This is a genomic window from Streptomyces sp. Inha503 (assembly GCF_047215865.1).
Classification (GTDB): Bacteria; Actinomycetota; Actinomycetes; order Streptomycetales; family Streptomycetaceae; genus Streptomyces; species Streptomyces lycopersici.
Genome location: NZ_CP178360.1, coordinates 8,779,795 through 8,800,114 on the forward strand (window position 1 = coordinate 8,779,795; position 20,320 = coordinate 8,800,114).

The 20,320-nt window shown below is 74.3% G+C and carries 15 protein-coding genes; 5 read left to right on the top strand and 10 right to left on the bottom strand.

The features are described from left to right. Positions 1–71 precede the first annotated feature (71 nt). The 3 genes from ACJX2R_RS37295 to ACJX2R_RS37305 all read right to left on the bottom strand — a co-directional run bounded on the left by ACJX2R_RS37295 (position 72) and on the right by ACJX2R_RS37305 (position 3,048). Positions 72–1,349 (bottom strand): HRDC domain-containing protein, encoded by a 1,278-nt coding sequence (locus ACJX2R_RS37295; RefSeq protein ID WP_413103664.1) that lies wholly within the window; start codon positions 1,347–1,349, stop codon positions 72–74. A gap of 114 nt (positions 1,350–1,463) precedes the next feature. Beyond that, on the bottom strand, positions 1,464–2,123 hold the full coding sequence (locus ACJX2R_RS37300) for a response regulator transcription factor (RefSeq protein WP_014175686.1): 660 nt from the start codon (positions 2,121–2,123) through the stop codon (positions 1,464–1,466). 193 nt (positions 2,124–2,316) lie between these two features. Next, on the bottom strand, positions 2,317–3,048 hold the full coding sequence (locus ACJX2R_RS37305; RefSeq protein ID WP_262699349.1) for a DUF3000 domain-containing protein: 732 nt from the start codon (positions 3,046–3,048) through the stop codon (positions 2,317–2,319). Positions 3,049–3,139: 91 nt separating this feature from the next. Between ACJX2R_RS37305 and hemE the strand changes: the two genes are divergently transcribed. Together hemE and ACJX2R_RS37315 are read left to right on the top strand one after the other, a co-directional pair. After that, positions 3,140–4,246, top strand: coding sequence for a uroporphyrinogen decarboxylase (hemE, locus tag ACJX2R_RS37310; RefSeq protein WP_413103665.1), 1,107 nt, complete (start codon positions 3,140–3,142; stop codon positions 4,244–4,246). 43 nt (positions 4,247–4,289) lie between these two features. Continuing rightward, a complete protein-coding gene (locus ACJX2R_RS37315) occupies positions 4,290–5,831 on the top strand; it encodes a hypothetical protein (protein ID WP_413103666.1) in 1,542 nt (513 codons plus the stop codon). Between the two features lie 277 nt (positions 5,832–6,108). On the opposite strand, the gene ACJX2R_RS37320 is transcribed toward ACJX2R_RS37315, so the two are convergent. From ACJX2R_RS37320 to ACJX2R_RS37335, 4 genes are all read right to left on the bottom strand, one after another. Beyond that, positions 6,109–7,500 (bottom strand): FAD-dependent oxidoreductase, encoded by a 1,392-nt coding sequence (locus tag ACJX2R_RS37320; protein WP_413103667.1) that lies wholly within the window; start codon positions 7,498–7,500, stop codon positions 6,109–6,111. A 43-nt stretch (positions 7,501–7,543) separates the two neighbouring features. Continuing rightward, positions 7,544–8,995: an MFS transporter gene (locus ACJX2R_RS37325; RefSeq protein WP_413103668.1), complete on the bottom strand. Its 1,452-nt coding sequence runs from the start codon at positions 8,993–8,995 to the stop codon at positions 7,544–7,546. Positions 8,996–9,102: 107 nt separating this feature from the next. Next, positions 9,103–9,942 carry an IclR family transcriptional regulator gene (locus tag ACJX2R_RS37330; RefSeq protein WP_413103669.1) on the bottom strand — a complete coding sequence of 280 codons (840 nt, stop codon included), beginning with the start codon at positions 9,940–9,942 and terminating at the stop codon, positions 9,103–9,105. Next, on the bottom strand, positions 9,939–11,120 hold the full coding sequence (locus ACJX2R_RS37335) for a 4-hydroxybenzoate 3-monooxygenase (protein ID WP_413103670.1): 1,182 nt from the start codon (positions 11,118–11,120) through the stop codon (positions 9,939–9,941). The genes ACJX2R_RS37330 and ACJX2R_RS37335 overlap by 4 nt, the downstream gene beginning before the upstream one ends. Positions 11,121–11,247: 127 nt before the next feature. On the opposite strand from ACJX2R_RS37335, the gene ACJX2R_RS37340 reads away from it, so the two are divergent. Genes ACJX2R_RS37340 through hemQ form a run of 3 tightly spaced genes read left to right on the top strand, consistent with a single transcriptional unit; the run spans position 11,248 to position 15,594 of the window. Beyond that, positions 11,248–13,365 carry an IclR family transcriptional regulator C-terminal domain-containing protein gene (locus ACJX2R_RS37340; RefSeq protein ID WP_413106030.1) on the top strand — a complete coding sequence of 706 codons (2,118 nt, stop codon included), beginning with the start codon at positions 11,248–11,250 and terminating at the stop codon, positions 13,363–13,365. Then, positions 13,362–14,873, top strand: a complete 1,512-nt coding sequence (gene hemG, locus ACJX2R_RS37345) for a protoporphyrinogen oxidase (RefSeq protein ID WP_413103671.1) — start codon at positions 13,362–13,364, stop codon at positions 14,871–14,873. Before ACJX2R_RS37340 ends, hemG begins: the two co-directional genes overlap by 4 nt. Positions 14,874–14,877: 4 nt before the next feature. Further along, complete coding sequence (hemQ, locus tag ACJX2R_RS37350; RefSeq protein WP_198281541.1) at positions 14,878–15,594, top strand: hydrogen peroxide-dependent heme synthase; 717 nt, start codon at positions 14,878–14,880, stop codon at positions 15,592–15,594. A 360-nt stretch (positions 15,595–15,954) separates the two neighbouring features. Here hemQ and ACJX2R_RS37355 read toward each other — a convergent pair whose 3' ends face one another. The 3 genes from ACJX2R_RS37355 to ACJX2R_RS37365 all read right to left on the bottom strand — a co-directional run bounded on the left by ACJX2R_RS37355 (position 15,955) and on the right by ACJX2R_RS37365 (position 20,315). Further along, the gene (locus ACJX2R_RS37355) at positions 15,955–17,796 is read right to left on the bottom strand and encodes an alpha/beta hydrolase (protein ID WP_413103672.1); all 1,842 of its coding nucleotides are present in this window, start codon (positions 17,794–17,796) and stop codon (positions 15,955–15,957) included. A 94-nt stretch (positions 17,797–17,890) separates the two neighbouring features. After that, positions 17,891–18,697 (bottom strand): TIGR04222 domain-containing membrane protein, encoded by an 807-nt coding sequence (locus ACJX2R_RS37360; RefSeq protein ID WP_413103673.1) that lies wholly within the window; start codon positions 18,695–18,697, stop codon positions 17,891–17,893. A 622-nt stretch (positions 18,698–19,319) separates the two neighbouring features. Further along, on the bottom strand, positions 19,320–20,315 hold the full coding sequence (locus ACJX2R_RS37365) for a TIGR04222 domain-containing membrane protein (protein ID WP_413103674.1): 996 nt from the start codon (positions 20,313–20,315) through the stop codon (positions 19,320–19,322). Positions 20,316–20,320: the final 5 nt, after the last annotated feature.

Genomic DNA, 20,320 nt, shown 5'->3' on the forward strand with positions numbered 1-20,320 from the left:
TCCCCACCGCCGGAGGGTTGAAGGTCACAGCCGTGGAACGGCGGCGGGGCCGCCGTTCCACGCGCGTCACATCACGCCGGGGGCGTCAATAGGGCGGCCGTCAGCACGGGAGTCACCTGGTCGATCTGCCAGGGACGGGCGCCGTGACCTGCGAGAACGGACGCGATCGCATCCGTCGTCGGCTCGGCGGGCGGCTCCCAGCACAGCCGCCGGACGGTGTCCGGGGCGATCAGGTTCTCCTGCGGGAGATTCAGCTGTTCGGCCAGCTGGGTGACGGCCGCACGCGCCGCGGAGAGCCGCGCGGCGGCGGCCGGGTCCTTGTCGGCCCACGCCCGCGGCGGGGGCGGCCCGGCCACCGGCTGGCCCGGCTGGGGGAGGTCCGCCTCCGGCAGCGCCCGCGCCCGGTCCACCGCGGCCTGCCACTGTTCCAGCTGGCGCCGGTTCATCCGGTGGCCGAAACCGTTCAGCGCGGACAGCGCCCGGACGTCCCCCGGCAGGGCCAGCGCGGCCTCGACGATGGCCGCGTCGCCCAGCACCTTGCCCGGTGAGACATCGCGGCGCTGGGCGATCCGGTCCCGGGCCGTCCACAGCTCGCGCACCACGGCCATCTGCCGGCGCCGCCGGACCTTGTGCATCCCCGACGTACGCCGCCAGGGGTCCTTGCGCGGCGGGGCGGGCGGGGCCGCGGCGATGGCCGCGAACTCCTGGTGTGCCCACTCCAGCTTCTCCTGCCGCTCCAGCTCCTCCTCCAGCGCGTCGCGCAGGTCCACCAGCAGCTCGACGTCGAGCGCGGCGTAGTGCAGCCAGGGCTCGGGCAGCGGGCGGGTGGACCAGTCCACGGCGGAGTGGCCCTTCTCCAGGGCGTATCCGAGGATGTTCTCGACCATGGCGCCGAGCCCCACCCGGGCGAATCCGGCCAGCCGGCCCGCGAGTTCGGTGTCGAAGATCCGGGCCGGGACCATGCCTATGTCCCGCAGGCAGGGCAGGTCCTGGGTCGCGGCGTGCAGGACCCATTCGGCGTCGGCGATCGCGGCGCCCAGACCCGAGAGGTCGGGGCAGCCGACGGGGTCGATCAGTGCGGTCCCCGCTCCGGCCCGGCGCAGCTGGACCAGATAGGCCCGCTGTCCGTAGCGGTAGCCGGAGGCGCGCTCGGCGTCGACGGCCACCGGGCCGTGGCCCGCGGCGAAGGTCGCGATGACCTCGGCCAGCGTGTCCGCGTCTGCGGTGACGGGCGGGATGCCCTCGCGCGGCTCCAGCAAGGGGACCGGCGCCGGGGGGAGGTCGTCCGGAGGAGCGCCCCCGGTGGTTCGCAGTGTCGTCTCTGCTGCGGTCTCTTGGGCGTCGGTCACCTGTCAAGGGTAGCTGTGTGCGGGGAGTACGCAGGGCGCCCGTCGACGGAACGTTCCGTCGACGGGCGCGGGGGGTGGTGGGCGGCGGCGTGGCGGCCGGGCGGGCGGTACGGGTCAGTGGATGATTCCGGTCCGCAGTGCGACCGCGACCATTCCCGCCCGGTCTCCGGTGCCCAGCTTGCGGGCGATCCGGGCGAGGTGACTCTTGACGGTGAGCGCGGACAGGCCCATCGAGACGCCGATGGCCTTGTTGGACTGGCCCTCCGCAACCAGCCTCAGCACCTCGACCTCGCGGCCCGACAGCTCCCGGTAGCCGCCCGGGTGGCCGGGGGCGCCCGGCGGGCGGCGGTGCATCCGGGCGGCGGCGCCGAGCGGGGCGGCGCCGGGGCGGCCCGGGATGCCGAGGTTGGTGCGGGTGCCGGTGACGACATAGCCCTTGACGCCGCCGGCCAGTGCGTTCCGTACGGCGCCGATGTCATCGGCGGCGGACAGGGCCAGCCCGTTGGGCCAGCCCGCGGCGCGGGTCTCGGACAGCAGCGTGAGGCCGGAGCCGTCGGGGAGGTGGACATCGGCCACGCAGATGTCGCGTGGATTCCCGATGCGGGGACGGGCCTCCGCGATGGACGACGCCTCGATGACGTCGCGCACCCCGAGGGCCCAGAGGTGGCGGGTGACGGTGGAGCGAACGCGGGGGTCGGCAACGACCACCATGGCCGTCGGCTTGTTCGGGCGGTAGGCGACCAGGCTGGACGGTTGCTCGAGGAGAACAGACACCAGGTCCTCCTGGGGAAGTGGTGGGACGGGTCACCACGTCCTTCGGCACCGATACGGCCGGGCTTTAGAGAATGATCACGATTTGGTGAGTAACAATTCGGGCAATTAGGACGACTGATCGATCGCGATCGATCTTTTTCAGGACATCCGAACGCGCGGCGTCTTTTTCCGGGCAACCCGAACGTCCCGAAGCTCAGCGCGCCTGAGGGCCCCTCCGCTGCGGCAGCGAGACGACCCCCGCCTCCGCGGTGCCGGTCGGAGGCAGGCCCGCGATCTGGCACAGGAGGTCGCACCACGCAGCCAGGTGTCCCGCGGTGTCCGGCACGCCCAGCCGTTCGGCGCCGCCCTCTCCCGCCGGCTCCGGGCGGCGTGGGCCGGGGCGGGCCGGTTCAGGGGGCGGGTGGTCGGACGGGGTCCAGGAGGCGCGGATCTCGATCCGGGTGGACGGCTCCCGCTCGCCCATCGCGCCGAAGTAGTGCGAGCTCGCCCGGGTGACCGTGCCGCTGGGCTCCCCGTACGGCAGCCCGCGTGCCTCCAGCGCGCCGGTGAGCCAGGACCAGCACACCTCGGGCAGCAGCGGATCCGCCGCGATCTCCGGCTCCAGGTCCGCGTGGACCAGCGTGACCAGGCGGAAGGTGCCGCGCCAGGCCTCGTGCCCGGCCGGGTCGTGCAGCAGGATCAGCCGCCCCTCGGCCAACTCCTCGTCATCGCCCGCCGCGCCGGTGACCACCGCCTCCAGCGCGTACGAGTAGGGTGCGAGCCGACGCGGGGGTGGGGTCGGATCGAGCTCCACCTCGGGCCGCACCCGCACACCGCGCAGCGCGGTGACGGCATGCCGGAAGGCGGGAGGGGTGTCCTCACCGCCCGCGTCCGTGCCGTCAGGGCCGTCAGCACCGTTCGAGAGGTGTCCTTGAACCGCTGCCATGCCCGGAAGACTAGGCGCATCGAGGGCCCTAACCGGGGAGGAACACCCGGGTTGGCGGGTCACTCGTTCGGCCCGTGCGAAAATCTGGGGCATGAGCACCAACGAGCGGCCCCCGGGCCAGCAGCAGACCGGCCGTGCCGCGGCCAGTGCCGCAGCCGATTCGGCCTTTCTGCGGGCCTGCCGCCGGGAGCCGGTGCCCCATACACCCGTGTGGTTCATGCGGCAGGCGGGGCGCTCGCTTCCGGAGTACCGCAAGCTGCGCGAGGGCATCGCGATGCTCGACTCCTGTATGCGGCCCGACCTGGCCGCCGAGATCACGCTCCAGCCGGTGCGCCGCCACCGGGTGGACGCGGCCGTCTACTTCAGCGACATCGTCGTACCGCTCAAGGCCATCGGCATCGACCTCGACATCAAGCCCGGTGTCGGGCCGGTCGTCGAGCGGCCGATCCGCACCCGCGCCGATCTGGAGCGGCTGCGTCCGCTCGATCCGGACGATGTGAAGTACGTCACCGAGGCCATCGGGACGCTCGTCGGCGAGCTCGGCGCGACCCCGCTCGTCGGCTTCGCGGGCGCCCCCTTCACGCTCGCCAGCTATCTGATCGAGGGCGGCCCCTCGCGCAACCACGAGCACACCAAGGCGCTCATGTACGGCGACCCGGCGCTCTGGGCCGCGCTGCTGGACCGGCTCGCCGACATCACCACCGCCTTCCTCAAGGTCCAGATCGAGGCGGGCGCGTCGGCCGTCCAGCTCTTCGACTCCTGGGCGGGCGCCCTGGCCCCCGCCGACTACCGCCGCAGCGTGCTGCCCGCGTCCTCGAAGGTCTTCGCCGCCGTCGCCGGATATGGCGTGCCGCGCATCCACTACGGCGTGGGCACCGGTGAGTTGCTCGGGCTGCTCGGCGAGGCGGGCGCGGACGTCGTAGGCGTCGACTGGCGGGTGCCGCTGGACGAGGCCGCCCGGCGGGTCGGCCCCGGCAAGGCGCTCCAGGGCAATCTCGACCCCGCGGTGCTCTTCGCCCCGCGTACGGCCGTCGAGGCCAAGGCGGACGAGGTGCTGGAGGCGGCCCGGGGGCTGGAGGGACATATCTTCAACCTCGGCCACGGCGTGCTGCCCAGCACCGATCCGGACGCGCTCACCCGGCTCGTCGAGTATGTGCACGCCCAGAGCGCATCACGCGCACCTTCTGTGAAGGTCTGAACCAAGCGGGAACCCGCGTGCCTCCCGTGGCGTCGTGAGGGGCATGACCGACATGCCCGCCACCGCGCTGTCAGCCCCGCAGGAGTCGCCGGAGCCGGAGTGTGTCCACTTCGTCGACGACTGGGACGGCATCCTCCACGAGACCGACGGCGGGGACGCGGACCGGGTCGTCCTGGACTGTGCCAGGCGGCTGGCGGCCGACCCCGCGGGCGCGGAGGCGTACGCCTGGACGCTCGGGCTGGTCATGATGGCCGCGCACATCGGCCGGTTCTCCCGTAAGGACGTCGCGGCGGTGGCCCTGGAGGCGCTCCACGCCACGGACCGGCGGCTGCGCGAGGCCCCCTGCGCCCACCGGACGCATCCGTACGAGAGCGATCTGGACGACCGGATCGACCACTTCGTGGACGATCTGCCGCTGCTCACCAACGGGTTGGCCGAGGACCAGGACCCCGACTGGGAGGACGACGCCACCAAGGAGCAGTGGCTGTGCCCGCGCGACATCGCCGGGTACGCGCGGGTCGCCATCGACATCATCGCCCCCGGCAGCGTTGGCGGCATCCCGCCCCGGCTCCCGGTCCGCGACGCGCGCCGCGCCGAGGATCTGCGCTCGATCGTCTGGGACTACCCGAGCGCGGCGGTGGACCCCGCCCAGGAACTGTCCGCCTACGCCAGGAACCTGGTCGCCAACCCCCTGGGCTACCACCGCGCCGGGCTCGTGGTCGTCCTGCACGCCGCCTGCTGGTACGCGGCCAGCGGCCGGATCCGCGACCGGCGGGTCCTGGACACCATGGTGGACGCCCTGGAGGCGGTGCTGCCCGGCCTCGGCGGCTCCTCCTGCGCGCACGGTGAGGGCGAGCACCCCGAGGTCGGCCGGGACACCGCGGAGCAGGCCACCGTGGGCATCCATCTGCTCAGCCCCGGCGGCCGGGGCGTCTACCGCCACTGGCACCGCGAGGAGCTGGAGACGGCGCCGCTGGAGGCATGGCTGTGCCCCGCGTTCCTCGCCGCGATCGCCCGCGAGGCGCTGGACCATCTGCGCACCGGCCGTGAGCGGCTCTTCGGCCTCCGGGACACCGCCCATCTGGACGAGGCGCTGCTGCGCCCCGACGGACGGCTCGACATCGAACGGCTCACCCACGCCGTGCGGTTCCGCTGCCGGGACGGGCAGGCCGCGGAGGACGCCGGGCTGTGGGCCGCGCGGCGGTTCGCGTCCGGCCCGGCGGATCCGCGTGAGCGGCTGGTGCTGCTGCTGGTGGCCTGCTGGTCGGTGACCTCGGGCGGGGAGGCCCCGCCGGAGGCCGTCCACCGGGATCTGCGGGCGATCCTCGGCGCGGTGCGGGCCGACCTGGCGGTCGGGGCCTGCCCGCATGGGGACGCGCACCCCTGGGAGGTGCTGGCCGAGCTGGCGGGCCGCCGTCACTTCGGCTTCCACGAGGACCCTTACGGTGCCCATCTCAACCATCTGTACGCGCCGGGGGAGTACGGCGCGCCCGAGCCGTCCTTTGGCGCCGAGGTGTGGGGCTGTCCCCGGCATGTGGGCGAGCGGGTCGGGCAGGCGCTGCGGGTCATTGACGGCGCGCGCTGATCGGTTCCGCGGCTTGCCGCCTGCGGCGGGCTTTCCCCTACCCGCCCCTTCCCGAACCATGGGGCTCCGCCCCCCTGGACCCCGGACGCCCTTCGGGCGTGTCCTCAAGCGCCGGACGGGCTGATTTCAGCCCCTCCGGCGTTTGAGGAGCGGGGTCCGGGGCGGAGCCCCGGTTGTGGGAAGGGGCGGGTAGGGGAAGCCTCGATATGCGGCTCCGCCGCGTGGCCGCCGCAGGCGTCACGATCCGCCGGACACCCCGGAAGAGCGCACGGCGGGCTCAGCGGCGTTCCGCTGCCCTTACCGTCGCCGCCGCCTTGCGTGCCGCTACCAGTACCGGGTCCCACACCGGTGAGAACGGCGGGGCGTAGCCCAGGTCCAGTGCCGTCATCTGCTCCACCGTCATTCCGGCGGTCAGCGCCACCGCCGCGACGTCCACCCGCTTGCCCGCGCCCTCGCGGCCGACGATCTGCGTGCCGAGCAGCCGTCCCGTGCGTCGCTCGGCGAGCATCTTCACCGTCATCGGCCGGGTCTCCGGGTAGTACCCGGCGCGGCTGGTCGCCTCGATCGTGACCGACTCGAACTGGAGCCCCACGGCGGCCGCTTCGGCCTCCAGCAGCCCGGTGCGGGCGATCTCCAGATCGCAGACCTTGCTGACGGCCGTGCCGACGACGCCGGGGAAGGTCGCGTAGTCGCCGCCCACATTGGAGCCGATGACCTGCCCGTGCTTGTTGGCGTGGGTGCCCAGCGGAATGTGCCGGGTGCGGCCGGAGATCAGGTCGAGCACTTCGACGCAGTCGCCGCCCGCCCAGATGTTGTCGTAACCGCGCACCCGCATGGCCTGATCGGTCAGCAGCCCGCCGTACTCGCCCACCGGAAGCCCCGCCTCCTGGGCGAGTCCGGTCTCCGGGGCCACCCCGAGGCCCAGGACCACCAGATCGGCGGGGTATTCGCTCATCTTGGTGGCCACCGCCCGCACCCGGCCGTCCTCGCCCGTGACCACCTCGGCGACCTCCGCGCCGGTCACGGTGTCGATGCCGAGCCCGGACATCGCGTCGCGCACCAGCCGCCCCATGTCGGGGTCGAGCGTGGACATCGGCTGCTCACCGCGTTCCAGGACGGTCACCTGGGAGCCGCGCTGCATGAGCGCCTCGGCCATCTCCACCCCGATGTACCCGGCGCCGATCACCACCGCCCGCTCGACCGGGGTGGCCTCCAGGGACTCCAGCAGCGCCCGCCCGTCGTCCAGGGTCTGCACCCCGTGGACACCGGGGGCGTCGATCCCGGGCATCCCGGGGCGGCGCGGCCGGGCGCCGGTCGCGATGACCAGGTCGTCGAAGCCGTACCACTGCTCGCCCTCGCCGCGCGGATCGAGGTCCCGCGCCAGGACCCGCTGTCCGGCGAGGTCGATCTCGACGACCTCGGTGTGGGTCCGTACGTCGATCCCGCGGCCCCGGTGGGTCTCGGGCGTCCGGGCGACCAGCTCGTCGGGGCCGTTCACCAGCCCGCCGACCCAGTACGGGATGCCGCAGGCCGAGTACGAGGTGAACTGGCCGCGCTCGAAGGCGAGGATCTCCAGCTCGCCCCGGCTCCTGAGTCTGCGCGCCCGCGACGCGGCGGACATGCCCGCCGCGTCGCCTCCGATGACCACCATGCGTCGTGCCGCCGTCATGTATGCCCCTCCGCCACTGGATGTCCGGCTATGGGGCACCAAGTTAAGCGTGCGCGGTCCGCTCCCGGATCAGCACGTAGAGCACGGCGCTGACGAGCATCAGCGCGCCGTCGATGTAGACCGCGTTCGTCCAGCTGCCGTAGTGGTCGAAGAGGGTGCCGCTGAGCGCCGGGCTGACCACCGCGCCGATCTCCCCGACCAGGTTGAACAGCCCGAAGGCCGCGCCGCGTTCGGCCGCGTCCACCACGTCGTTCAGCAGCGCGTGCGCCATCGGCTGGAGCGCGTTGAAGAACAGGCTGGAGACGAAGAGCAGGATGGACATCACCCAGAGGGAGGGCTTCTCGTGGGTTTGCAGATACGCGGCGAACACCAGCACCAGCACCCCCTGGACCACGGTGAACGCGATCAGCAGCGGCCGCCGTCCCCACCCCCGGGCCTTCGCCCGGTCCGAGAGCATGCCCCCGGCCGGGAAGCCGAGGATGCCCGCGCCCGCGTTGAAGGTGGCCACCAGCGCGGCGTTCTGGAACGAGCTGTGGGCGGCGTCCGCGACGATCGACACCGACCAGAAGCTGAAGAACCACAGATTCCACATGACCGCGATGAAGGCGAAGCTGAGCAGCAGCACATTGCGGTTCCGCGAGACCGCGCCCAGCCGGCCGCTCCGCCGGGCGAAGATCGCCCCGATGAGCACGAACGCCAGTACGCACTCGAGGATGGCCACGCCCCAGCTCGGCATCCCCGCCCCGTCGGCGATCAGATAGACCGCCATGACCGCGGCGCACAGCACCGCCGAGATCCCCAGCAGCCGCAGCGTGGAGCCGGTGGCCTTGAGCGGGCCGCCGATGCGGCGCATATAGACCGCCGTGGCCCAGCCGAACGCGAGCGTCGCGGCGCCCAGCACCAGGAACGGCATCCGCCAGGCGTCCTCCTCGCCGAACACCTCCCCGCCCCAGTCGATCAGGTACGGCGCGCTGATGGTCGCGATCGTCAGCCCGATGGACAGCCCGGTGATGGCGACGCCCATGCCGAGACCGGCCTTCGCGGGCGGGGTGCGCTGGGCGATCAGCGAGCGGTCGTTGGAGTAGAAGACGCCCTCGCCGAGCCCGGTCAGCACCCGCAGCACCACGAAGGCGATCAGGCCGCTCATCAGGCCGCTGGCCAGCGTCGCGACCCCCGCCCACAGCAGCGAGACCGCGAGCATGGTGCGGTGCCCGAAGCGGTCGCCGAGATAGCCGCCGGGGAACTGGGTGAGCATGTAGCCCGCGAAGAAGAGGCTGCCGATCAGACCGCCGAGCGCATGCGGATGGCTGGCGGAGCCCAGCATGCCGTGGTCGTGTTCGATCAGCCAGGTGACGACGGGGCCGGTGATGGTGCGGTCGGCGTAACTGAAGAGCCAGCCGCCCAGCAGCATGGCCCACAGGGTGTGATACGGCTGCCAGCCGCCGCGGGGCGCCTCCCGGCCCTGCGCGGTGGGCTCTGCGGTCACTTCGGGCATGTCTCCATGTCCCCTCTCGGGCCTGGGCGTGTCGGCTCGGCGGCTCGGTTGGTGCCACACAGAATGTGGCCGGATACCGGGCGCGGCAAGGCGCGTTCGCGGGTCTTTCACCGACCGGAAGCCTCCGCGACGGGGTCTTGCCCCAGGGCGGCGGCGAGGGTACGGGAGATGCCGTGCGCGGCGACCCGTACGGCCGGGATCAGCCCCGGGGCCCGCCCCTCCGCGGCCGGGACCACCACCGAAAGCGAGGCCACCACCTCCCCGCCCGGCCCGCGCACCGGGGCGGCGATGGACAGCCCGTCCATGGTGATCTGCCGGTCGCTGACCGCGATCCCGGTGCGCCGCACCTCGGCCAGGGCGGCCCGCAGCCGGTGCGGGTCCTGGATCGTCATCTCGGTGTAGCGGCGCAGCGGGCGGGCGCATACCCGCTCGTACAGCCGTGGCGGCCCGTACGCGAGCAGCACGAGACCGACGCCGGTGGCGTGCAGCGGCCAGCGGCTGCCGACCCGGGTGCGCACCTGGACCGCCGAGTGACCCGAGATCAGCTCGACGTAGACCACCTCCAGGCCGTCCCGCACGGCGAGCTGGACGTTCTCGTGGGTGGCCTCGTACAGGTCCTCCATGAACGGCAGGGCCGCCTCGCGCACCCCGACCCCGCGCGGGGAGAGCGTCGCCACCTCCCACAGCCGCAGCCCGATGTGGTACGCGCCGGTGGCGTCGCGCTCCAGGGCGCCCCAGCGGGTGAGCGAGGCGACCAGCCGGTGCGCGGTGGCCAGCGGCAGCCCGGCGCGCCGGGCGAGGGCGGTGAGGGACAGCGAGCGGTGCGAGGCGTCGAACGCGTCGAGGACCGCCAGCATCCGGCCCGCGACCGAGCGGCCGCCGTCCCGGCCGTCGGGGGCGCGGGTGCCCGGTGGGCTGATGGGGGTGAGGGGGCCGGAGGCGGTCATGACAGCGGGAGGCCGACGTAGTTCTCGGCGAGCTCGGCGGAGGCGGTGGGGGAGGAGGCGATCCGCTCCAGCCGCGCGATCCGCTCCCGGTCCTCGAACGGGGTCTCGTCCGGGCGGCGGTGGAGCGTGTCCGTCATGAAGTACGAGAACCGCTCGGCCTGCCACACCCGGCGCAGACAGGTCCGCGAGTAGCCGTCCAGCAGCTCGGACGAGCCGGTCTCCTGGTGGTGGATCAGCGCCCGGGCCATCGTGATCACATCGGTGACCGCCAGATTGAGCCCCTTGGCGCCGGTGGGCGGCACAATGTGCGCCGCGTCGCCCGCCAGGAAGAGCCGGCCGTGGCGCATCGGCTCCTGGACGAAGCTGCGCATCGGGGTGACGGAGGTGGCGGTGATCGGGCCGCGCTCCAGTGTCCAGTCCCCGTCGAGCGCGAAGCGGGCCGACAGCTCGTCCCAGATCCGCTCATGGGACCAGTCGCCGGGGTCGGTGCGGTTGGGCACTTGGAGGTAGAGCCGGGACACATGGGGCGAGCGCATGCTGTGCAGGGCGAAGCCGCGCCGATGGCGGGCGTAGATCAGCTCCTCGCAGGACGGCGCCACATCGGCCAGCACTCCGAGCCAGGAGTAGGGGTAGGCGTGCTCGAAGGCGCGCACCCGGTCGGCCGGGATCGCGCGCCGGGCGATGCCGTGGAAGCCGTCGCAGCCCGCCACGTAGTCGCAGCTCAGGGCCTGTTCGCGGCCCTCGTGGCGGAAGCGGATGACGGGCGCTGCGGAGTCCGGCTTCTCGATGGCCAGCGCCTCGGCCCCGAACAGCAGCGGGGGACCGCCCGGCTCATCCAGCTGGAGCGCGATCAGATCCTTGACGATCTCGGTCTGGGCGTAGACCATCACCGACTTGCCGCCGGTGGCGGAGGGGAAGTCCACGCGGTGGCCGCGGCCCTCGAAGCGCAGCTCGATGCCCTGGTGCGGCAGACCCTCGCGGTCCAGCCGCCCGCCGGCGCCGCACTCCCGCAGCACATCCACGGTGCCCTGCTCCAGGATCCCGGCCCGCTGGCGCCGCTCGACATACGCCCGGTCCCGGCTCTCCAGCACCACGCAGTCGATCCCGGCGCGGTGCAGCAGCCGGGCGAGCAGCAGCCCGGCGGGCCCGCCGCCGATGATGCCGACGGTCGTGCGCATCACATCGTCCCCTTGCTGTGGTGGTCCCTGTGGCCGTGGTGGTCCATGTCGCCGTGGTGATCCATGCGGTCCGCTGCGCCTTCGCCACTTGTTCGCTGAGTGAAACTTCGTTCATAATCGGCTGGTGATGAGTTTCAGCCCGGTGCCACCACCTGTCAATGGCCCCGTCGGGCCTCTCGAGCGCGGCCTCGCCGTGCTGCGCGAGCTGACTCGGCTGGCCGCACACGAGGGACGGACCACCGTCCGGCCCGGTGATCTCGTGCGCGGCACGGGGCTCGCCCGGTCCGTGGTCGACCGCGTCGTGGGCACGCTCGAACAGCTCGGTTACGTCACCCTCGACGGCCGCGACATCGGCCTGGCGGTCCGGCTGATGGAGCTGGGCAACGCGTATCTGGCCGCGAGCGGACTGCCCGCCGCGCTCGGCCCGTTCGCCGAGCGGCTCGCGGACGGGCTCGACGAGTCGGTCTCGGTCGCCGTCCCCGACGGCGGCGGGGTGCGCTTCGTCGTCCAGGTCACCCGCCGCCGCACCATGTCCCTCGCCTTCCGGATCGGCGATCTGCTCCCCGCCGAGCGCTGCTCTCCCGGCGCGCTCTTCGCCGCCGAGTGGTCCGGGGCCGACTGGGCCGCCTGGCGCGCCCGCCGCGTCGAGGACCCCCTGGACACCGCGTTCCCGGCCGTCCCGCCCCGCCATCGCCCCGCCTGTGACGAGGACTTCGAGGCCCGCGTCAAGGAGGCCGCCCGGGACGGCTGGGCCCTCGACGACCAGCTGATCGAACCGGGCCTGGTGGCGGTTTCGGTTCCGGTGCGGGACGCCTCGGGCCGTATCGTCTGCGCGGTCAACGTGGTCAGCCACACCAGCCGCCATGACGTGGACTCGCTGCGGGCGGCGGTGCTGGGGCCGCTGGGTGCGGAAGTTCCCGCGATGGAGGCGGCTTTGGCGGCTCCGCGGCGACGCCTCGCCGCTTCGGCCGCTTCGGTCCCTCGGGCAGTAGGAGCGCTCGGCCCGTCCGGATCGTCTCCGAGCGCGCCGCGCGGGGGAGACGGCGGGAGTGGTGGCGCGGACGCGGCGGACACCACACCGCCTGGCCCGGCCGCCGGGGGCGCCGAGGGAGGGCCGCCCGTGGCGGGTGCCCACACGGAGCCGGCCCCGGGCGCTCCGTCACCGGGCCCGTCGGCCCGGGCCCCGGGCGGCGGCCCCGCCGCCGAGCGGGCCCGGGGCGGCGCGGGCGCGGCACCGATGGCCGTGGGCGAGGACCCCGCGCGGATGGCCAAGCGGGAGCTGGGAGCGGGCTTCCTCCAGTCCCTAGCGCGCGGACTGGCCGTGCTGCGGGCCCTCGGCGGGGCGGCCCCGGGCGGGCCGCAGGGCACGGGCGGCGCGCAGGCCCCGGGCGGTGCGCAGGGCACGGGCCAGGGCGAGGCCCGCGCGGTGGAGGACGCGGCGCGTGGTGCGTCCGGCGCCACCGGGGGCATGACGTACGGCCTCGTCGGCGCGGGGCCTGGCGGCGGCCGGGGCGGGGGGATGACGCTCAGCGCCGTCGCGGAGGCCACCGGGCTGGCGCGGGCCACCGCCCGGCGCTCGCTGCTCACCCTGGTCGAGCTGGGGTACGCGGAGGCCGACGGCCGGACCTTCCGGCCGCTGCCGCGCGTGCTGGAGCTCGGCTACGCCCCCCTGGCGGAGCTCGGCTTCGCCGACATCGCCCAGCCGCACATGCGCGAACTGGTCCGCACCGTCCATGAGTCGGCGTCCCTGGCCGTCCTCGACGGCGGCGACATCCGCTACATCGCGCGCGTCCCCACCGTCCGCATCATGAGCGTCAACATCACCATCGGCACCCGCTTCCCCGCCTACGCGACCTCCATGGGCCGGGTGCTGCTCGCGGGCCTGGACGCCGACGCCCGCGCCGCCCACCTCGCCGGGGTGCGGCCGGAGCCGCTGACCCGGCACACCGTGACCGACGTGGCCGAGCTGGCGCGCGTCGTGGAACGCGCGGCGGCGGACGGGCACGCACTGGTCGACCAGGAGCTGGAGGAGGGGCTGCGGTCGCTCGCCGTGCCCGTGAGGGACGCGCGCGGCCGTGTGGTGGCCGCGCTCAACGTGGCGACCCACGCCGGTCGCGGCACCGCCGAGAGCGCCCGCGCCGAACTCCTCCCGGCGCTGCGCGCCACCGCGGCCCGTATCGAGGCCGACCTGGCCACGGCCTCGGCGCAACACGCCCTGGGGGCTGGTGAGAGAGTGGGGGCATGAGAGCGGCGAACGCCCCGGGGGCGGGGCACACCGGCCATGTCGTGGTCATCGGCGGCGGAATCGCGGGCCTCGCGGCGGCTCACCGGCTGCTGGAGGGCGGGGCGCGGGTGACGGTCCTGGAGGCGTCGGGGCGGCTCGGCGGCAAGCTGCGCTCGGGCGAGATCGAGGGCGTACCGGTCGACCTGGGCGCCGAGTCGATGCTCGCCCGCCGCCCGGAGGCGGTCGAGCTGGCGCGCGCCGTGGGCCTCGGCGACCGGCTACAGCCGCCCGCGACCGCGACCGCCTCCCTCTGGACGCGCGGCGGGCTGCGCCCGATGCCCAAAGGCCATGTGATGGGCGTCCCCGGCGATCTGGAACCGCTGGCCGCGTCCGGCGTGATCTCGGAGGAGGGGCTGGCCCGGATCGCCCGCGACCGCGAGCTGCCGCCCACGCCGGTCGGCGAGGACGTGGCGCTCGGCGGGTATCTGGCGGAGCGGCTCGGCCGCGAGGTCGTGGACCGGCTGGTGGAACCGCTGTTGGGCGGGGTGTACGCGGGCGATGTGTACCGCACCTCGATGCGCGCGTCGGTCCCCACCCTCTTCGAGGTGGCACAGTCCGGCCGCCCGCTGACCGAAGGCGTCCGGGAACTGGCCGAGCGCGCCGCGCGACGGCAGGACGGCCCCGTGTTCATGGGCATCGACGGCGGGATCGGGCGGCTGCCGCTCGCGGTTGCCGACGCCGTACGGGCCGCGGGCGGCGAGATCCGCACCGGGGCGCCGGTACGGGAGCTGCGGCGCACGGCCGACGGCTGGGTCGTCACGGTGGGCGGTACGGGCGGTGTGGGTGGCACGAACGGCACCGGCGGCCCGGCGGCGGTGGCGGCCCAGACCACCGTGCTGGCGGCGGACGCCATTGTGCTGGCGGTGCCCGCGCCCGCCGCCGCCCGGCTGCTGGCCACCGGGGCCCCGGCCGCCTCCGCCGAGCTGGCCGCCGTGGACTACGCCTCGATGGCGCTGGTCACCATGGCCTTCCGGCGTACCGATGTGGCCTCGCTCGCCGAGGGCTCCGGCTTCCTGGTGCCGCCGGTCGACGGCCGGACGATCAAGGCGGCCACGTTCTCCAGCCGCAAGTGGGGCTGGCTGCGCGACGCCGGTCCCGATCTCTTCGTGCTGCGTACCTCGATCGGGCGGTTTGACGACGAGGCGGATCTGAAGCGGGACGACGCCGATCTGGTAAGGGTCTCGCTCGCCGATCTGGGCGAGGCCGTCGGCCTGGCGGCGAAGCCCGTCGCGAGCCGAGTGGACCGCTGGGACGGCGGACTGCCCCAGTACCCGGTGGGCCATCTCGACCGGGTCGCCCGCATCCGCGCCGAGGTCGCCAAGGTGCCGGGGCTGGCGGTGTGCGGCGCCCTCTACGACGGGGTGGGCATCCCCGCGTGCGTCGGCAGCGCCCGTAAGGCGGCCGATGAGCTGCTGGGCGCCCTGACGGGCCCCCTGGGGCCGGGCGCCGGAGCCGGAGAGCGAGAATAGGGCCATGACTGCTGCACCTGAGAAGACTCCCAACGCCGGTAAGAAGGCCAAGGACCTCAACGAGGTCATCCGCTACACCCTGTGGTCGGTGTTCCGGCTGCGCGATGTGCTGCCGGAGGACCGCACCGGCTACGCCGACGAGGTCGAGGAGCTCTTCTCCCAGCTCGCCGCCAAGGACGTCACCGTGCGCGGCACCTACGACGTGTCCGGGCTGCGCGCCGACGCGGACGTCATGATCTGGTGGCACTCGGAGACCTCCGACGCCCTCCAGGAGGCGTACAACCTCTTCCGCCGCACCCGGCTGGGACGGCACCTGGAGCCGGTGTGGTCCAACATGGCGCTGCACCGCCCGGCCGAGTTCAACAAGTCCCACATCCCGGCGTTCCTCGCGGACGAGAACGCGCGCGAGTACGTGAGCGTGTACCCGTTCGTCCGCTCCTACGACTGGTACCTACTGCCGGACGAGGACCGCCGCCGGATGCTCGCGGACCACGGCAAGATGGCGCGCGGCTACCCCGATGTACGCGCGAACACGGTGGCGTCCTTCTCGCTCGGCGACTACGAGTGGATCCTCGCCTTCGAGGCGGACGAACTGCACCGGATCGTCGACCTGATGCGCCATCTGCGGGGCTCCGAGGCGCGGCGGCACGTGCGCGAGGAGGTGCCGTTCTACACCGGGCGGCGCAAGGCGGTCTCCGAGCTCGTCGCCGGCCTGGCCTGACGCCCGTACGGGGTGTCCGGTGGGCCACGCGGCGGAGCCGCATATCGATGCTTTGCCCTCCCCTCCCCGCCCCTTCCCGCTACCAGGGGCTCCGCCCCCTGGTAGCCCAGGGGGCGAGGAACCGGCGGTCGCCGCGATCAGCTCACCGGCCGGGTCGCCGACCGCGCCGCCTGGTCGGCGCGGACACCAGGCCATGGCTGCCGCTGGGTGACCCCCAGCAACTCCGCCACGGCGGCCGCGCCGCGAGCCGGTGGCCGTGCGCCGTTCGCGGCGGGCGGTACGCGGCCGGGGTCTGGGGCGGAGCCCCAGTTCGGGAAGGGGCGGGTAGGGGAAAGTATCGACACCGGCCCCGGCGCCCTCTCACGGCGTGCCCGGGATCGCCGCCGGCTGCTTGCCCGACTCGGGCAGCGGGGCCGGTTCCGGCAGCGGCGCGGGCTCCGGGCGCGGGGCGCAGAAGGCGGACCGGCCCGGGGTCCTCCCGGTCAGCAGATAGGTGTCCACATGGCGGTTGACGCAGTCGTTCGGACCGCCCCACAGACCATGCGTCCCCGCCTTCCGCTCGGTCACCAGCGAGGCCCCGGGCAGCCGATGCCACAGCTCCTTCGCCCCCGCGTACGGCGTGGCCGCGTCCCGCTCCGCCGAGAGCAGCAGCACCGGCGGCAGCGCGACGCGCCCGGTCCGGGGGCCCACGGCCTCCAGGTTCCCCACGTCGAGGGGGCGGCCGGGCTTCAGCGGCCAGAAGGCGCACGGCAGGTTCATCGCCACGTTGTCCCAGGTCTCGAAGGGCGCGCGGCGGGCGAGGGCGGTGTTGTCACGGTCCCAGGTGGCCCAGGCGCGCGGCCAGGGCGCGTCGTTGCACTCCACGGCGGTGTAGACGGCGTTGCCGTTCTCGTCGTCGGCCGCCTCCGCCGGATCGGGTGCGGCGAGTTCGATCAGCGGCTCGGGGTCGCCGCGCAGATACGCGGCCAGCGCCCGGGCGGCCGGGTCCCAGTAGGCGTCGTTGTAGCCGGTCCTCAGGAACGCGCTCTGGAGTTGGGCGGTGCCGACGACCCCGCCCGCCGGTTTCCGAGCCAGCCGCCGCCGCGCCACGTCGTACGAGGCGAGCACCCGGTCCGCGGTGGCGCCCAGGTGGTAGACGGCGTGGTGCCGGGCGACCCAGCGGCGCCAGTCCCGCCAGCGCCGCTCGAAGGCCAGCGACTGGTCGAGGTTGTCGCGGTACCAGATCCGCCCGGGGGCCGGGTTGACCACGCTGTCGAAGACCATACGGCGCACCCGCCCCGGGAAGAGCGTGGCGTAGACGGCCCCGTAGTACGTGCCGTATGAGGCGCCGACGAAGGTGAGCCGCCGCTGGCCCAGCGCGGCACGCAGCACCTCCAGGTCGCGGGCGTTGTTCAGCGTGGTGTAGTGCGCGAGTGCGCGGCCCGAGCGGCGCACACAGCCCCGGACGTAGGTGCGCGCCCGCGCCACCAAGCGCCGTTTGAAGGCGGCGGTGGGGTGCGGCGGGGAGCTGGTCGGCGCCTTGGCGTAGGCCGACGGCCGCTGGCAGGACAGCGGGGCGGAGCGGCCCACACCCCGTGGTGCGTAGCCGACGAAGTCGTAGGCGGCGGCCACCCGGCGGAAGGCGTCCTCGGCCGCGTACTCGGGGAACGCCATGCCGGAGGCACCGGGTCCGCCGGGGTTGTAGATCAGCGCGCCCTGCCGCCGGGCTTTGGGGCCGGTGGCCCGGATCCGGCTGACGGTGAGGGAGATGCGCTTGCCGCGGGGATGGGCGTAGTCGAGCGGTACGGAGACCTTTCCGCAGGTGATGGGGGCGGCCAGCGCCTCGGCGCGGGGGCAGCGGCGGAAGGCGATACCGCGCCGCGCCGCGTGCCGGGCGGCGAAGGCCACACCGCGGGTCGTGGCCGCGTCGCCGGGCGGGGCGGCGGCCGGGGCGGCCGAGACGGGTGGGGCGGACCAGGTGGTCCAGGTGGGCGCGGCGGTGGCGACCGGGGCGGCGGAGGCGGCGGAGGCCGAACGGGTCGCGGAGGGTGCGCCCGCCGCACCGGCCGCCGGCGCCGTGGCGGACCTGGTGGACGCGGTGGGCGTTGCCGGATTCGTGGGCGCGGCGAGCGGGCGGCCGGTGGCGGGCGCCGCGAGCAGCGCGCTCATGGTCAGCGACAGGGACAGCGGCCCGAGGATGCCGTACAGCGCTGCTGCTCTCACTGGCCGTCCCTTCGTGCATCGCGCGATGAACGCGATGAAAGGGATATTTGGCGCGCCGGATGACCATGTAAAGCACCGGGCCGCGGTGTCGGGGTCAATGACCCCAATGCGTCTTCAGGGCCGCGCGCAGCGCCGGGTCGTGGAGGGCGGCGGTGCCGTGCACGGCGAGCGCGGTGAGCAGGTCGCCGTCGTGGCCACCGCCGTCCGCGTCGCCGCCGGAGCGCTGGGCGAGGGACCGCCGCGGGGGCACGTCGATCCGGCCCAGCAGCCGCTGACCGACGGGGGAGGCCCACCGCGAGTACGGATGCGCCTCGACCCGGGCGATCAGCAGACAGCTCGCCGTCAGCAGCAGCGGCAGCAGGAACCACGCGGCCACCGGACCGCGCCCGGCCGCGGGCGGCACCAGCAGCAGCGCGGCGGCCGCCGTCACCATCACCAGTACGCAGGCCGCCCGCACATGCCGCACCGCGACCGCCACATTCGTACGGGCCGAGGCGGGCACCGCGAGCCCAGCGGCCACCAGCCGGTCACCCAGCGCCCGTACCGGAGCGGCCGTGGCGAGCGCGACCCGCACCGGCCGCACCGGGGCCTGCCCCTCCGGCCCTATCGCGCTGATCACGGCCCGCTCCAGCTCGTTCCGTCCGTCCGGATCCACCACGGTGACCCAGCCGGTGTACGCGAGCAGCAGCCGCCGCTCCCGGTACATCGTGACGAGCGCCAGATCCCCCACCCGCCGCGGCCCACCGGACAGGAACGCCGCCTCGTACAGGCTCAGTCCCTTCCCGTCCGCCCCCGGCTCGGGCTCCATCGGCTGAGCGGCGGCCACCGCCGCCAGGCACAGCCGCGTGCAGCTGACGACCGCCGCGCCCCACGCGACGAGCAGGAAGAGGACCCACAACATGGCCGAGTTCTACTCGACCCGGCCGCCACCGCGCCACAGTTTTCACGATATGAACGACTCGCACGAATGCGGATCGCTCCGCGCGGACCCGCGACGGGGTGTCCGACGGTACGCGTACGCCTGCGACGGGCTGTTCCCCTCCCCGCCCCTTCCCCCAACTGGGACTCCACCCCAGCCCCCGCCCGGACGCCCGGGATGCGTACGTCCGCCCGCCGCGGGCGTTCGCCTTGGGCGTCTGCCGCGTCGGCGCGCCGACCGCGATCAGTCCGGCGGTGCGGGCGTTCGCGGCGGCGCTGGTCGGCTCGTCGAGCGCCCGTGCGACCGTCTGCCCCGGCCGTCCGCCGCGGGCGTCTGTCTCGGGCGTCTGCCCGGGGCCGTTCGCCTCGGCCGTCTGTTTCGGCCGTCTGCCCCGGCCGTCTGCCGCGGGCGTCTGTCCCGGCCCCTCGGGCGTCTGCCTCGGCCGTCCGGCGCGGGCGTCTGCCCCGGGCGTCCGCCCGTTTCGGCGCGCCGACCGCGATCGGGGTGCCGGTGCGGGTGTTCGCGGTGGTGACGGTCGGCTCGTTGAGTGCCGGGGTCGGGGGGCGGAAGCCCTTGTCGTGCGACGGAGCCGCACAGCGGTGGTTCAGCCGCCGCCCCCGCAGCCGCCGCCTCCTCCACCACCACAGCCGCCGCCCCCGCCGCAGCCCGAACCGCCGCCGCCTCCGCCGCAGGACGAGCCGCCGCACGAGGAGCCTCCGCAGCCGGAACCGCCTCCGCCGCCGCCACCTCCGCACCATGATCCGCCGCCGGAGTCCGAGGGGCCCGACGAACCCGAGTCGGTCGACGAACCCGAAGTGGCGGGCACCCTTTGCGCGTCCAGCAGCTGGGCCCGCAGCAGCGGGTCGTCCGTCAGGGCGGCCGCACCGGTCAGCGCGACGACCACCGCCAGGGGGACCGTCGCCGGATGGCCGACGGAGCGGGCGCGCCGTACGCCGACCCCCGACTCCCTGCGGTACGTCACCAGCGCCCGCCGCCCGGCGGCGGTCAGCCTGCGCTTGCCCTGACCGGCGCAGATTCCGCCGATGAGGAAGCCGATGAACAGCGCGGGGGCGATCAACAAGATCAGTGGAGGCCCGCTGTCGGCGACGGAGCCGATGCTGATCAGGGCGGCCAGGAACACCCCCGTCGCGCACAGCCCGCTCTGCGTCCGTGCCATGCCCCGCCAGAACCGGAGGGCATCCGGCCGCACCATCAGCCCACGCCCCGCCAGCTGATCGCCGATCGTCTGTACCACCGGACTGCGCATCAGCTCCCGGCGCAGCCACTTCAGGCCGCCGTGCGGGGAGACGGCACACAGCCGCAGCAGCTCCTCCTCGACCGGGCCGCGCGCGACCGGCTGCCGTACCGAGACCACGCCGGGGTCGCCGATCGCCAGCCGCCCGTCCGCGTACATCGCGCTGATCACGGTGTCCGCCACCCGCCCCGGCCCGCCCGCCAGGAACGCGGCCTCCAGCAGGTGGTGCGCCCGGGCGTTCACCGGTCCCGAGACCTCCCTGCGCCGGGCCTGGACCGTTCCCGAGATGAGCACCACCGACGACACGGCGACCGCCAGGTAGACCAGGGTCACGATCGCTCCCATGCCGC

Bases quoted from the DNA above. Each gene is read 5' to 3' on its own strand.
- ACJX2R_RS37315 (WP_413103666.1), top strand. From the start codon at position 4,290: ATGACCGACATGCCCGCCACCGCGCTGTCAGCCCCGCAGGAGTCGCCG.
- hemE (WP_413103665.1), top strand. From the start codon at position 3,140: ATGAGCACCAACGAGCGGCCCCCGGGCCAGCAGCAGACCGGCCGTGCC.
- ACJX2R_RS37305 (WP_262699349.1), bottom strand. From the start codon at position 3,048: ATGGCAGCGGTTCAAGGACACCTCTCGAACGGTGCTGACGGCCCTGAC.
- ACJX2R_RS37360 (WP_413103673.1), bottom strand. From the start codon at position 18,697: ATGTTGTGGGTCCTCTTCCTGCTCGTCGCGTGGGGCGCGGCGGTCGTC.
- ACJX2R_RS37325 (WP_413103668.1), bottom strand. From the start codon at position 8,995: ATGCCCGAAGTGACCGCAGAGCCCACCGCGCAGGGCCGGGAGGCGCCC.
- ACJX2R_RS37330 (WP_413103669.1), bottom strand. From the start codon at position 9,942: ATGACCGCCTCCGGCCCCCTCACCCCCATCAGCCCACCGGGCACCCGC.
- ACJX2R_RS37335 (WP_413103670.1), bottom strand. From the start codon at position 11,120: ATGCGCACGACCGTCGGCATCATCGGCGGCGGGCCCGCCGGGCTGCTG.
- ACJX2R_RS37320 (WP_413103667.1), bottom strand. From the start codon at position 7,500: ATGACGGCGGCACGACGCATGGTGGTCATCGGAGGCGACGCGGCGGGC.
- ACJX2R_RS37365 (WP_413103674.1), bottom strand. From the start codon at position 20,315: ATGGGAGCGATCGTGACCCTGGTCTACCTGGCGGTCGCCGTGTCGTCG.
- hemQ (WP_198281541.1), top strand. From the start codon at position 14,878: ATGACTGCTGCACCTGAGAAGACTCCCAACGCCGGTAAGAAGGCCAAG.
- ACJX2R_RS37340 (WP_413106030.1), top strand. From the start codon at position 11,248: ATGAGTTTCAGCCCGGTGCCACCACCTGTCAATGGCCCCGTCGGGCCT.
- hemG (WP_413103671.1), top strand. From the start codon at position 13,362: ATGAGAGCGGCGAACGCCCCGGGGGCGGGGCACACCGGCCATGTCGTG.